Origin of the sequence: Isoptericola aurantiacus, assembly GCF_044769875.1 — a bacterium.
In the GTDB taxonomy this organism is placed as follows: Bacteria; Actinomycetota; Actinomycetes; order Actinomycetales; family Cellulomonadaceae; genus Isoptericola; species Isoptericola aurantiacus.
Genome location: NZ_JBJBAE010000005.1, coordinates 160,086 through 173,244, shown reverse-complemented (window position 1 = coordinate 173,244; position 13,159 = coordinate 160,086). Strand labels below are relative to the sequence as shown.

The 13,159-nt window shown below is 74.7% G+C and carries 12 protein-coding genes; 7 read left to right on the top strand and 5 right to left on the bottom strand.

Annotated features, from left to right (window positions below; translation table 11 throughout):
• Nucleotides 1–19: 19 nt before the first annotated feature.
• On the top strand, nt 20–847 hold the full coding sequence (locus ACIQLL_RS14575; RefSeq protein WP_402468552.1) for a hypothetical protein: 828 nt from the start codon (nt 20–22) through the stop codon (nt 845–847).
• A 126-nt stretch (nt 848–973) separates the two neighbouring features.
• Here ACIQLL_RS14575 and ACIQLL_RS14570 read toward each other — a convergent pair whose 3' ends face one another.
• From ACIQLL_RS14570 to ACIQLL_RS14555, 4 genes are read right to left on the bottom strand one after another with little or no spacing between them, the layout of a single operon-like run.
• A complete protein-coding gene (locus tag ACIQLL_RS14570; RefSeq protein WP_402468550.1) occupies nt 974–1,684 on the bottom strand; it encodes a rhamnogalacturonan acetylesterase in 711 nt (236 codons plus the stop codon).
• A gap of 55 nt (nt 1,685–1,739) precedes the next feature.
• Complete coding sequence (locus ACIQLL_RS14565) at nt 1,740–2,528, bottom strand: ABC transporter permease (RefSeq protein WP_402468547.1); 789 nt, start codon at nt 2,526–2,528, stop codon at nt 1,740–1,742.
• On the bottom strand, nt 2,525–3,265 hold the full coding sequence (locus ACIQLL_RS14560) for an ABC transporter ATP-binding protein (protein ID WP_402468544.1): 741 nt from the start codon (nt 3,263–3,265) through the stop codon (nt 2,525–2,527). Before ACIQLL_RS14560 ends, ACIQLL_RS14565 begins: the two co-directional genes overlap by 4 nt.
• Complete coding sequence (locus ACIQLL_RS14555) at nt 3,262–3,843, bottom strand: TetR/AcrR family transcriptional regulator (RefSeq protein ID WP_402468541.1); 582 nt, start codon at nt 3,841–3,843, stop codon at nt 3,262–3,264. Before ACIQLL_RS14555 ends, ACIQLL_RS14560 begins: the two co-directional genes overlap by 4 nt.
• A gap of 87 nt (nt 3,844–3,930) precedes the next feature.
• On the opposite strand from ACIQLL_RS14555, the gene ACIQLL_RS14550 reads away from it, so the two are divergent.
• Genes ACIQLL_RS14550 through ACIQLL_RS14540 form a run of 3 tightly spaced genes read left to right on the top strand, consistent with a single transcriptional unit; the run spans nt 3,931 to nt 8,710 of the window.
• Nucleotides 3,931–6,774 (top strand): DNA polymerase III subunit gamma and tau, encoded by a 2,844-nt coding sequence (locus ACIQLL_RS14550; RefSeq protein WP_402468539.1) that lies wholly within the window; start codon nt 3,931–3,933, stop codon nt 6,772–6,774.
• Nucleotides 6,771–7,193 carry an NUDIX hydrolase gene (locus ACIQLL_RS14545; protein ID WP_402468536.1) on the top strand — a complete coding sequence of 141 codons (423 nt, stop codon included), beginning with the start codon at nt 6,771–6,773 and terminating at the stop codon, nt 7,191–7,193. Before ACIQLL_RS14550 ends, ACIQLL_RS14545 begins: the two co-directional genes overlap by 4 nt.
• Nucleotides 7,190–8,710 carry a serine hydrolase domain-containing protein gene (locus tag ACIQLL_RS14540; protein ID WP_402468533.1) on the top strand — a complete coding sequence of 507 codons (1,521 nt, stop codon included), beginning with the start codon at nt 7,190–7,192 and terminating at the stop codon, nt 8,708–8,710. The genes ACIQLL_RS14545 and ACIQLL_RS14540 overlap by 4 nt, the downstream gene beginning before the upstream one ends.
• Nucleotides 8,711–8,764: 54 nt before the next feature.
• Here the strand turns inward: ACIQLL_RS14540 and ACIQLL_RS14535 are convergent, their stop codons facing one another.
• On the bottom strand, nt 8,765–9,292 hold the full coding sequence (locus tag ACIQLL_RS14535) for an NUDIX hydrolase (RefSeq protein ID WP_402468530.1): 528 nt from the start codon (nt 9,290–9,292) through the stop codon (nt 8,765–8,767).
• A gap of 135 nt (nt 9,293–9,427) precedes the next feature.
• Here ACIQLL_RS14535 and recR point away from each other — a divergent pair, with 135 nt between their 5' ends.
• From recR to ACIQLL_RS14520, 3 genes are all read left to right on the top strand, one after another.
• Nucleotides 9,428–10,027, top strand: coding sequence for a recombination mediator RecR (gene recR / locus ACIQLL_RS14530; protein WP_402468527.1), 600 nt, complete (start codon nt 9,428–9,430; stop codon nt 10,025–10,027).
• A gap of 36 nt (nt 10,028–10,063) precedes the next feature.
• Complete coding sequence (locus tag ACIQLL_RS14525; protein ID WP_402468525.1) at nt 10,064–10,633, top strand: DUF5063 domain-containing protein; 570 nt, start codon at nt 10,064–10,066, stop codon at nt 10,631–10,633.
• 117 nt (nt 10,634–10,750) lie between these two features.
• Entirely contained in the window at nt 10,751–13,075 is a 2,325-nt protein-coding gene (locus ACIQLL_RS14520) for a choice-of-anchor I family protein (RefSeq protein WP_402468522.1), read from the top strand.
• The last annotated feature ends 84 nt before the right edge of the window (nt 13,076–13,159 follow it).

Here is a 13,159-nt window from a genome sequence, read left to right as displayed (position 1 = left end):
GTGCGCCAGGATGTCGGCCATGGTGGAGAGATCTCCGGGTCGGAGCGTGGCGCGAGGCGTCGGCATCGTGGTGCTGGTCGTGGCCGGGATCGTCGTGGTGCTGGCCGTGGTCCTCTACCTGATGCTCCTCGAGCAGTCGACGCCGGACGACGGCGACGGGTACGCCGACGGCCAGGTCCGCGAGGCCGTCGCGGAGCTCGCGGCCGACCTGGAACCCCGTGGCGCCGAGCCGCTCGACGCCGAGAACCTCGCGCAGCGCGCCCAGGACGCCAGCCCTGGCGCCGCTGTCGTCGTCCTCGGCTGGGAGGGCGACTCGGGCGCGGAGGGTGGTGCCGTCGTGGAGGTCGCGGTCCAGGCCAGGACGGCCGCCTGGTCGGGGAGCGGGTTGTTCTCCGACAGCCGTACCGAGGGCTACTCGCTCTCCTGCTGGCGGTTCACCGTGCACGCCCGTCAGTACGACGGCGAGGCGTCGCGCGACCAGATCGGCTGCCCCGACGACCTGACGACAGCGCCGCTCCCTGACCCGACCCCGCTGCCCTCGCTGGGCCCGGACGCCGAGGCCTTCGTGCTGGGGGTCCTCGACGAGCTCCCGGACGGTACGGGTCCCGCCGCCGCCGAGGCCGCCCTGCGCGGGGTCTTCCAGGAGTTCGTGGACGTCCGCACGGAGCGCGACGGCGATCGGCTCGTGGCTGCCGTGGGGGTGGTGCGCTCGCGCGACTGCATCGTCGGGGTGCGGCCCGACGGGGAACCGGCGTGGCGGTTCTCCGACTTCCGGCGCATCCAGCTGGAACCGGGAGAGGGTGGCTGCGAGCCCGGGCTCTACCTGCGGCCGATCACCACGCACTGACGGGCCGGCGTCGGGGATCCTCATCCTTCGTGCCGGCCAACGCTGAGGTTCTCCGGCGTCGCCACGGGCCCGCGTCGTGATTCCTCACGCATCCCGCCCGCGAAGCATGAGGAGTCCCGACGCGGCTCAGCCCGTGCGCGCGGCGATCGCGATCCCGGCCGGGACCTCGGCGTCGTGCACGCCGTCGATCGAGGCCAGCGTCTCCGCCACGAACTGCGCGACGTACCGGGCGCCGGCGGTCGTGAAGTGGGTGTTGTCCTGCGCCAGCGACTCGTCCACGGGCAGGCCTGCGGCGGCCGCGGCACCGTGGGGGAACAGCGCCGCCGACGCCTCCTCGCCCAGCCAGGTGTACAGCCAGCGCGTGAACACCGTCAGGTCGATGAGCGGCACGTCCTGCTCGGCGGCCAGCGCACGCACCGTGGCGGGATAGGCGCCGTGGGACCACCGCAGCGAGCCGTCGTCGGCGAACGAGCGCCGCTCGACGCTGGTGGCCAGGACGGGACGGCCTCCGCCGTCGCGCACCTCGGCGACGAGCTCGGCGAGCCGTCGCCGGTACCCGCCGTCGGCGGCGAGCTCCTCGGGGTGCTTCTGGTCGTTGTGCCCGAACTGGATGACGACGGTGTCGCCGGGGCGCAGCGCGTCGGTGACGCGGGCCCAGTGACCCTCCTCGCGGAAGGTCTGCGTGGTGGCGCCGCCGACGGCGCAGTTGTACACGTCGTCCACGACGAGCGCGGCGAGCTCGTCACCCCAGCCCAGCAGCGGGATGGCGGCATGCCCCGAGGTGGCGCCGTGGTCGGTGGGAGCGACGGTGGAGTCGCCCGCGAGGTGGATCGTCATCGGTCCTCCGGTTGGGGATTGAATCGATTGAATGCTACCGCGGGGGCTCGGCCCCTCACACGTTCGTGAGCCGCCGCCACTGCAGCACGACGGCGGCGATCCCCAGCGGCCCGACCGCCGCGGTCAGCAGCAACGCACCCGGACCCACTGCCGCCGCCGCGCCGGCCCCGCCCGTGCCCGTCCACAACGAGGGCACCGCGTAGGGGAACCAGGCTCCTCCTCCGACCAGCACGACCATCTGTGTCACCGCGACCGTCCCCACCAGCGTGCCGACCGTCGCCAGGGGGCTGCGGGTCAGCGTCGCCACCGCCCCGAAGGGTGCCGCCAGGCAGGCGGCGAGCAGCCCGGCACCCAGCGCCCGCACCGCTGCCGACCATGCCGCACCGTCCATCCCGGAGCCCGTGACCAGACCGGTGGCGCCGGCGGCCGCCACGCAGAGCGCGACGGCCGCGGCGGTGCACGCCGCGGCCCACCCGAGCAGCACCAGGCACCGCGCCAGCGCCACCGAGCCCGTCGGCGTCGCCAGGCCCACGAAGGCCCCGGCCCGTCCGTCCGCCAACGGCTGGCCGAACGCCGCCGCCGCGCCGAACCCGCCCGCCATGAGCACGGCGACGCTGAGCACCTGCCCCGCCGCCACGAGCTGGGTCGTCGCAGCGTCCCCGGTGGCGTAGTCGGCCAGCTTGGCAGCTCCCGCACCGACCACCGCGCCCGACCGCGCGAGCGTCACCAGCCCGGTCGCCGCCACCGGCACCACCAGCACCAGCAGCAGGCTCGCGACCCGCTGCACCGCCGACCGCCGCCACGTGAGCAGCTCGGTCCCCAGCGCCACCCCGAGGCCGGTCATGCCGCACTCCCGGATCCCGCCGTGCGGTCGGCGTCGTCCGCGGCGACCACCCGGGCGAAGAACCGCTGCTCCATCTCCGGGCCCGGCGGCAGCTCGCCCACCAAGCGCCCGCCGTGCACGACGACGACGCGGTCGGCCACGCGGGCGACCTCGTCCAGGTGATGGCTGGAGACGAGCACGGCGGCGCCCGCGTCGGCCAGCGCCCGGACCGCCCCGCGCACCAGCACCACCCCGCGCGGGTCCAGCGCGGAGGTGGGTTCGTCGAGCACCAGCGCATCGGGCGCGTGCACGACGGCGCACGCGACGGCGAGGCGCTGGGCGTTGCCGGCGGACAGCGTGCGGGCACGAGCGTCGGCCCAGGCGCCCAGGTCCAGGCGCTGCACGACGGCGGCGCTCGCGGTGGCGACGTCGGCCCGCCGCACGCCGTGCAGGAGTGCCGCGGTGCGGACGTTCTCGCGGACGGTCAGGTCGGGGGAGACGAGCCCGACGCCGACGACCTGACCGAACCGGCGTGCCGCCGTCGTGGGCAACCGTGCCGGGTCGGCGCCCAGCACGCGAGCCGTGCCGGAGGTCGGCCGCAGCCGCCCGGTGAGCACCCGCAGCGCCGTCGTCTTGCCGGCACCGTTGAGCCCGATCATCGCCACGACCTCCCCGGCTTCGACGGTCAGGGACACGCCGTCCAGCGCGGTGCGGGCGCCGAACGCGTGGCGGACGGCCGTGAGGGACAGGGCGTTCACGGCGTCGCTCCGAGGAACTCCAGCGCACGGGTGACGACCTGGCCGAGGTGCGGGCCACCGCCGTCGTCGGGCGCGGGCATGCGGGGGAGCGCGAGCAGCGCGGCGGTGCAGGCGCCCAGGCAGGCGGCGGCGACGACGGTGGCCTCGAAGCGGTCGGTGCCGTCGGCGACCAGGGCGTCGGCGATCGCGCGTTCGCTGTCGGCGGTGGCGGCGGCGACGGCGGCGCGCAGCGCGGGGTGCGTGGCGACGAGCCGGACGCGGCGCAGCGCGGTGGCGTCCTCGACGGGCTCGATGGTGGCCAGCGCGGCGAGCATCCCGCGCCGGACCCGCTCGAGGGGAGCGAGGTCGCGGGGTTGGGCGGCGACCGCCTCGGCGATCAGCGGGTCGTAGGGGTCGGTGACGAGGACGGCGTCCTTGGTGGGGAAGTGGCGGAAGAACGTCATCTGCGTCACGCCTGCGGCGTCGGCGACCTGAGCGACGGTCGTGGCGTCGTACCCGTGGTGCTCGAACAGCTCGAGGGCAGCGTCCAGGATGCGTGCCCGGGTCCGCAGCGCGCGGGGTGTCGGAGTGCTGGCCATGCTCTGATGTTAGTCACTAACATTCTGAGGGTCCACCTCCGGGGCCGGGGGATGTCCGTGTCGGCCCCGGCGTCTATCGTGGCGTGCGTGACCACCGCTCTGTACCGCCGCTACCGGCCCGAGACCTTCGCCGAGGTGATCGGCCAGGAGCACGTCACGGCCCCCCTCATGCAGGCGCTGCGCAGCGGCCGGGTCAACCACGCCTACCTGTTCTCCGGCCCGCGCGGTTGCGGCAAGACGACGTCCGCGCGGATCCTCGCGCGCACGCTGAACTGCGCGCGGAACACTCCCGAGCAGCCGCTGGACACCCCGTGCGGCGAGTGCCCCTCCTGCGTCGAGCTCGCACGCGGCGGGTCCGGCTCCCTGGACGTGGTCGAGATCGACGCGGCGTCGCACAACGGGGTCGACGACGCCCGTGACCTGCGTGAGCGCGCCAGCTTCGCCCCGGCCCGCGACCGCTACAAGATCTTCGTGCTCGACGAGGCGCACATGGTCACCTCCCAGGGCTTCAACGCGCTGCTGAAGATCGTCGAGGAGCCGCCTCCGCACGTGAAGTTCGTCTTCGCCACGACGGAGCCGGACAAGGTGATCGGCACGATCCGTTCGCGTACCCACCACTACCCGTTCCGACTGGTGCCGCCGGACGTGCTCGGCCCCTACCTGGAGCGGCTCTGCGCCGCCGAGGGGGTGGAGCTGGGGGCCGGCGTGGCACCGCTGGTGACGCGCGCCGGCGGCGGCTCCGTCCGTGACTCGCTGTCCGTGCTGGACCAGCTCATCGCCGGGGCGCCCGACCGGGTCGTCGAGTACGACGGCGCGGTGGCGCTGCTCGGCTTCACCCACGCCACCCTCCTCGACGACGTCACCGACGCGCTCGCCGCACGTGACGGCGCGTCGATCTTCCGCGTCGTCGACCAGATCATCGCCACCGGGCACGAGCCCCGACGGTTCGTCGAGGACGTCCTCGAGCGCCTGCGGGACCTCATCGTCATCGCGGTCTCCGGGGATGCCGCCGATGCCGTGCTGCGCGACCTGCCCGCCGACCAGCTCGAGCGCATGCGGCACCAGGCCGCCAACCTCGGCGTCGCGGAGCTCTCCCGGGCCGCCGACCTCGTCAACGCGGCGCTCACCGAGATGACCGGGGCCACCTCACCCCGCCTGCACCTCGAGCTGCTCTGCGCGCGCCTCCTGCTGCCCGGCGCCGACGACGGTGCCGACGGGCTGGCCGCACGGATCGACCGTCTCGAGCGCGGCGCGGTCGCCACCGGTGGCGTGGGCGGGGTCTCACCGGCGACGACGGCCCCCGACGTCGCGGCCAGCGGCGGCGTGGAACCGGCTCGGCCGGGGGGACCCGGGCTGTCGGGCGCCGCCGCGGCACGGGCCGCGCTGCAGCAGAGCCGTCGCCCGCTGCCGAGGGACGTCGCGACCGTCGCCGCTCCCGCCGCCGAGGGCGCCGATCCAGCAGCGGGCGCGGTGGCCGGGACGGGGCCCAGGGGCGCCGCTGCCGAGGCCGCCGAGGAACCGACCGCCACGGGTAGCGCCGCCACGGGTGGCACCGCTACGGGTGGCGCGACCGACACGGGTAGCGCGACGGCCACGGGTGGCGCCGCCGTCGGCGGCACCGGCGGCACCGAGGGCGCCACCGTCGCGACGTCGGAGGTGTCGGACCGGGCCGCGACGGAGCATGACCCCGCACCAGCGCCCTCCGGCGTGCCCGCGCCCGACGCGCCCCCGAGCGCGTCCGAGGCCGCCTCCCGGAGCGCGACCGAGAGCGCTGCGGAGTCCTCGGCCGAGGCTCCTCCCGCTCGGACCCCCGCCGTGGAGGCCGAGGGTCCGGTTCCGGCCGAGGCGCCCGACGCAGCGGCCGAGGCCGACCCGGTACCTCCGACGCCGGCCGCGGAGCCGACGTCGGCCGCCGCCACGGCACCCCCGGCCGGGCTGACGGCGGAGGAGGTCCGCCGTCGGTGGGACGAGGTGGTGGCGAACGTCGCCAGCCCCGTGACCCGAGCTCTGGTCGGCCCCAACGCCCAGGTGGCGTCCCTGGCCGGCGACCTGCTCCGGCTGGGGTTCCAGGCCGAGGGCATGGCACGCACGTTCTCCCAGTCGCGTCACGTCGAGGCGGTTGCCGACGCGGTCTACCAGACCCTCGGGATCCAGGTACGCGTCGAGGCGACGGTCGGGGCACCGGGACCGGCCGACCCTGCCCGGGCCCCGGGTCCGGATCTGGGACCCGAGCCGCCGTCCGACGACGCCGAGGCGGCGGGCGGCGCCCCGGCCGCCGGAACGTCGTCACCCGCGGGCGCGCCCTCCGACGCGGGTGCGCCGTCCACCGCCGGTCCGGGATCCGTCCCGGGCGGGCAGAGGGGCACGGGGTCCGGGCCGACCACGGCCGACGCCTCCTGGCCGACGGTCGTCCCGCCCGGGGCGGACGACGCACCGGGCGGGGCTGGCGGCCGGTCCGCCGCCGGTGGTGGGGTCGCCCTCGCCGAGCGCGTCGCCACCGTGGCCGGGCCTGCCGGAGGGCCCGGTGCCGCCGACGACGCCGACGCCGCGTGGCTGGCCGGGTCGTCGGTCTCCGCAGGGTCCGCGGCCTCGGCAGCGTCCGCCGGCACCGCCGCGTCTGCCGGCACCGCGCCGGCGGGTTCCGTCGCCACGCCCTCCCGTCCCGACCCGCGAGCCGCCGTGACGCCCGCGGCCGGCGCGCCGGTTCCCGAGGGACGGCGCGACCCGGCCGCCGAGGCGGCACGCTCCGGGGCGGCGCCGTCGTCCGACCCCACGACGCCTCCCGGGGCGCAGGCGCGGGCGGCCGTGGATCACTACGCGGACCTGTCCGACGACGATCCCGAGCTCGCCTCGACGGGTCTGGTCGGGGTGCCGCTCGTGGTCAAGGTGCTCGACGGGAAGGTGATCGAGGAGGTGGCGACCCAGCCGTGACCTCGACGACCACCCTGCACATCGTCGCGGCCGTCATCGTGCGTGACGGGCGGTTCCTGCTGGTGCGCAAACGCGGCACGATGGCGTTCATGCAGGTGGGCGGCAAGATCGAGCCCGGCGAGGATCCGGCCGCGGCACTGGCACGCGAGTGCGCCGAGGAGATCGGGCTGACCGTCGACGCCGCGACGGCACGACCGCTGGGTCGACGCCACGCGGTGGCCGCGAACGAGCCCGACCACCTGGTCGACGCCCACGTCTTCGCCGTCGACCTGCCTGCCGACTTCACGCCCGAGGCCCGGGCCGAGCTCGCCGAGCTGGTCTGGGTCGATCCGGCGGACCCGGTGACGGCGTACCCCGTGGCCCCGCTGTCGCAGGACCTCCTCGCGCAGACCGCGGTGTCGGGCACACTGAACGCGTGACGACGACGCGCCGCCTGCCCCGTGCCACCCCGCAGTCCCAGGGGGTGGACCCCGACGCGCTGGAGAGACTGGTCGAGACCCTCGACGGCGTCGACGACGTGCACAGCCTGATGGTGCTGCGCCACGGGCACGTCGTCGCCGAGGCCTGGTGGGACCCGTTCGTCCCGGAGGAGCCCCACCGCATGTTCTCGGTGTCGAAGTCCGTCACGGCCACGGCCGTGGGCCTCGCCGTCGCCGAGGGCCTGCTCACCACGCACGACCGTGTGCTGGACCTGCTGCCGGACGACGCGCCGCCGGACCCGGGCGAGCACCTGGCCGCGATGACCGTGCGCGACCTGCTGACGATGACCTCCGGTCACGGCGCGGACACCATGCAGTTCCGGTTCGACAACCTGCACCGCCCGGGCGACCGCTGGGCGCGGGACATCCTCGCCGCTCCCGTGGTCCACGAACCCGGCACGCGCTTCGTCTACAACACCGGGGCGACGTACCTGCTCAGCGCGATCCTGCACCGCCTGACGGGGGAGCGGCTGCTCGACTGGCTCACCCCGCGGCTGTTCGCCCCGCTCGGCATCAGCGGCGCCACGTGGGAGCAGTGCCCGGCCGGGATCGACGTCGGCGGGTACGGGTTGGCGATCACCACCGAGGACCTGGCGACGCTCGGCCAGCTCTGGCTGCAGCGCGGACGCTGGGGCGGCACCCAGCTCGTGCCCGCCGGGTGGATCGAGGAGATGACCTCCTTCCAGGTACCCAACGGCCCCGACGAGAGCCCGGACTGGGAGCAGGGCTACGGCTACCAGTTCTGGCGGTGCCGCCACGACGCCTACCGGGCCGACGGCGCCTTCGGCCAGTTCTGCGTGGTGTCACCGGCCCACGACGCCGTCGTGGTGCTCACCAGCGGCACGACGGAGACCAGCCGCGAGCTCGAGGCCGTGCTCGACGCCGTGACCAGCGGGATGTCCGACGGCGGCACCGCGGTCCCGCAGGACGGCGCAGGGCCGTTCGTGCCGGACGGGCTGGCCGTGGCACGGCCGCGCGGCAGCGCTCACGTCCCGCTCGCGGACTTCGTCCGGGGCTCGTCGTTCGTCCTGGCCGACGGCGCCGTCGACCCGGCCACCGCCGAGGACGGCGTACCGGAACCCGGCAGCCCGGACGATCACGGCCGCGAGCTCCTGCGCTGGCACGCGGTGGCGGTGCAGCAGGAGGGCGACCGGATCGAGCTGTGCTGGACGCCGGGTCCCGACCAGCCGTGGCACACGGTGGTGTGCGGCACGGGGCGGTGGATCACCGGGAGCGTCCGGCTCGCGGTGGGGGAGATCGGGGTGGCCGGCGCGGCGGCCTGGACCGCGCACGACACCCTGACGGCTCGGCTGGTCTGGCGCGGCACCCCGTTCACGCTGGACGTCGTGCTGACGTTCGGCGGCGACGGGGAGGGTCGGCATGTCGAGCTGGCGGTCGACCAGAACGTGTCCTTCGGCCCGACGGCGCTGCTGCGTGCCACCGGGCTCGGCGCCTGAGCGTCGTGGTGGGCCGCCCGGCCCGTCTCCCGGCCGGCCGGCGTGCGGCCACCGTCACGCGCGGCGTCGCCCGGCCCGCAGGGCGTCGAGCCACCGGCCCAGGAGTGCGGTCGAGTCGGGCACGAACTCCACCTCGTCGAGCATCGCCGCCAGCCGTCGCGGGGTGACCCAGGCTCCCCAGGAGACCTCCTCCGGCTGCCAGGTGACGGCGCCGTCGTAGGTGCAGGTGAACAGGAAAGCCCGGTAGCGGGTGCTCGCGTCGGCGTAGTCGGCCCAGCCGAGCGGTTCCAGCGGGACGGCCTCGACACCGAGCTCCTCGGCGGCCTCGCGTGCGGCGCCGTCCTGGGGTGACTCTCCCGGCCGCAGGACGCCGCCGGCGCAGAAGTCGTAGCGGCCGGGGTAGACGTCCTTGGTGGTGGTGCGCCGGTGCACGTAGACGTCGCCCGCGCTGTTGCGGACGACGACGGCGGTCGCGGCGTGGCGCAGGTTCTCCGACCGGACGCGACGGCGGGGTGCGGCGCCGGACGGTCGACCCGCGGCGTCGTACAGGGCGACGGGTTCGTCGCCCGGATCGCGATCCATGCCAGGCATCATGCCGGACGGAGCGACACGACGGCAGTTCGTCATCGGTGCGGCAGTCCGGACTGCCGCACCGATGACGAACTGCCGCACAGACCCTGGCACGGCGCTGTCCCCGGCGACCCGTAGGCTGAGCAGGTGTACGAAGGTGCGGTCCAGGACCTGATCGACGAGCTCGGCCGGCTTCCCGGCGTCGGGCCCAAGAGCGCGCAGCGCATCGCGTTCCACCTGCTCGCCACGGACGCCGCGGACGTGCGGCGGCTCGTGGACGCGCTGACGGAGGTCAAGGCGCGGGTGCGGTTCTGCGAGATCTGCGGCAACGTGGCGGAGTCCGAGACCTGCCGTGTCTGCGCGGACCCGCGGCGCAGCGACGAGGTGATCTGCGTCGTCGAGGAGCCCAAGGACGTCGTCGCCATCGAGCGCACCCGCGAGTTCCGCGGCAAGTACCACGTGCTCGGCGGGGCCATCAATCCGTTGGACAACGTCGGGCCGGACGACCTGCGCATCAGCGAGCTCATGTCGCGCCTGGCCGACGGCTCGGTCACCGAGGTCATCATCGCCACCGACCCCAACGTCGAGGGGGAAGCCACGGCCACCTACCTGTCCCGGCTCATCGGCCCGATGGGGGTCACGGTCTCCCGTCTGGCGTCGGGACTGCCTGTCGGGGGAGACTTGGAGTACGCGGACGAGGTGACCCTCGGCCGCGCGTTCGAGGGCCGACGCGTCGTCGGGGCCTGACCGGCCGCGGCGTCCACGACAGGACAGGTGAGGACCGTGCCAGAGATCGCGAGCGACTCCGAGCTCCGCGAGGTCGCCGAGCAGGTGTCCACGCAGGCCCGCACGTTCCTGTCCACGACGTCGCAGGTCGCCTCGGGCGGGTTCCCCGGCGCCGAGCTCTCCCTGCTCATCCTGGCGACGTCGGACCTGCTGTCGGCGGGCGCGCGGCTCGCCGCGATCGTCGACGTCGTGCCGGTCGAGCGGTTCGAGCCCGACGCCGGTCGGGAGACCGACGTCGACCCGTTGCGGACGGCGCTGGCCCAGATGTTCGACGGGTTCGACGACTACGTCGAGGTCTCCGACCCGGTGCTCAGCGACGAGGTCACGCCGGCCACGATCTCCGGTGACCTGGCGTGCATCGTGGCCGAGGTCGCCAAGGGGCTGCAGCACTACGACGAGGGTCACGAGCTCGAGGGCCTGTGGTGGTGGCAGTACAGCTACCTGTCGATCTGGGGCGAGCGGGCGTCGTCCGCCCTGCGCGTCCTGCAGGGCGTGCTCGCCCACCTGCGCCTCGACGTCGCCGACGACGTCGCGGCCGAGGCGGAGTACGACGCCCTGCACGCCTGAGGGCCGGCCGCGGACGGCCATCTGAGGGACACCCGCCGTTCACCGGCGGGGCGGACGTGCGCTACCCGCGCCTCCTAGCGTGCAGCGCGATCCTGTTTCCTCACACCGGAGGCACCTGTGCCCGTCCGTGGCATCCACCCGTCCGTCGCCCGCGTCGCCGCCGCCGCGCTCGGCCTCACCCTGTGCGGCGCCGCAGCGCTCACCCTGCCCGCGCAGGCGTCCGTCGTCGACGACCCGGTCGGGGTGAGCGCCGACGGCGCCGCGATCGACCTGCGTCCGCTCGGCAGCTACTCCACCGGTCTCTTCGACGAGTCCGGCGCCGAGATCGTCGCCTACCACGGCGCCTCGCAGCGCCTGTTCTCGGTGAACGCGCACGCCGGTGAGGTCACCGTGCTCGACGTCGCGGACCCTGCGATCCCCCACAAGCTCTTCGCGCTGGAGACCACGGGTCTCGTGGCCGACGACGGGTCCTCGGTCCCTGCCGGGGCGGTCGCCAACTCTGTGGCCGTGCGCGCGGACGGCCTCGGCGTCGTCGCCGTCGAGTCGGACCCGAAGACGGACGCCGGCTGGCTGGTGTTCTTCGACGCCGCGGGTGACGGGTCCGCCCTCGGCGCCGTGCGCGTGGGGGCCCAGCCGGACATGGTGACGGTCACCCCGGACGGCGCCCGCGCCGTCGTCGCCGACGAGGGTGAGCCCGACGACGACTACGCCGTCGACCCCGAGGGCGACGTCGCCGTCGTCGACCTGCCGGACGCGGTCGCGGCACCCGCGCAGGACGCCGTGCGGATCGCCGGGTTCCACGCCTTCGAGGACGGCGCGCTGCCCGACGGCGTGCGCGTGTTCGCCGGGATCGACGGGATCGACCACCCGGTCTCCCGCAACCTCGAGCCGGAGTACGTGGCCGTCTCCGGGGACTCGGGCGTGGCCTACGTGGCGCTCCAGGAGGCGAACGCCGTCGCCGTCGTCGACCTGGACGACGCCGCGGTCACCGAGATCTGGCCGCTCGGCGCCAAGGACTTCTCGATCGAGGGGCAGGGGATCGATCCCTCGGACGAGGACGGCCCCGACGGCGAGGGCGCGATCGACATCCGCACGGTCCCGGTCCAGGGCCTGTACATGCCGGACGGGATCAACGCCTACACCGCCGGTGGGCAGACGTACCTCGTGACCGCCAACGAGGGTGACGCGCGCGAGTGGGGGGACTACGAGGAGCCGGTGCGGATCAAGGACCTCGGCGAGGACGGCGTCGCGCCGATCTGCGCCGACAGCCCGGCCGCCGGTCGCACCGACGACGCCGACCTCGGGCGGTTGGAGGTGACCAGGGCGTCGGGGCTGCGGGCCGACGGCGCGTGCTACTCCGAGCTCTACGCGTTCGGCGGGCGGTCCTTCTCGATCTGGACCACCGACGGCGAGCAGGTCTTCGACTCGGGTGACGACTTCGAGCAGATCACGGCCCAGGTCGCCCCGGAGAACTTCAACTCCGACCACGGTGAGTCGTCCTTCGAGTCCCGGTCCGACGCCAAGGGGCCCGAGCCGGAGAACATGGCGATCGGGCAGGTCGACGGGCGCACGTACGCGTTCGTCGGGCTGGAGCGTGTGGGCGGCGTGATGGTCTACGACGTGACGGACCCGGCCGGGGCCCAGTTCGTGCAGTACCTCAACAACCGCGACTTCTCGGTCTCGGCGGAGGACGCGATCGACGACGGCGCCTCGCCGGCGCAGGTGCTGGCCGCGGCCGGCGACCTGGGACCGGAGGGCCTGGCGTTCATCTCCGGCGAGGACTCGCCCACCGGGGAGCCGATGCTCGCGGTCGGCAACGAGGTCTCGGGCTCGACGACGCTGTACGCGATCGACGGCCCGGCGGCGACCGAGGTGCCCGCGCGCGGCGTCCTCAGCGACGACAACGCGCACGACGGCGTCCGCGGCGGTGCATACACGGTGAGCGTGGACCTGTGGTGGGGCCAGAACGCCACCTCGGTGCGGCTCCTGGAGGACGGCGAGGTCGTGGCGACCCGCAACCTGGTCGACGCGACGCCGTCGGCCCAGCACGTCGAGTTCGACCTCACCGGGCGCACCGACGGCAGGTACACCTACACCTGCGAGCTGGTGAACGCGGCGGGCGCCAGCGGCTGCGGCGCGCACACGGTGCGGGTCACCGACGCGGCGCCGGCCATGCCGCGGCTCAGCCACGACAACCACGACAAGGACGGGTCCTACACCGTCAGCGCCGATCTGTGGTGGGGCACCAACGCCACGTCGTGGAGCCTGCTCGAGGACGGCGTCGAGGTCGCTGCCGGTGACCTCACGGCGGCGACGCCGTCTGCCCAGCACGTCGAGGTCTCCCTGACCGGGCGGGCTGCCGGTGCGCACACCTACCGGATCGTGTTCGCGAACGACCTCGGCTCCACGAGCTCGAAGGCCCTCGTCGTCCGCGTGAAGTAGCCCCCCGTCCCGCGAGATCGACGTACCCGTCTCGAGATCGACGCACCGTGCGTCGATCTCGAGACGGGTACGTCGATCTCGGCG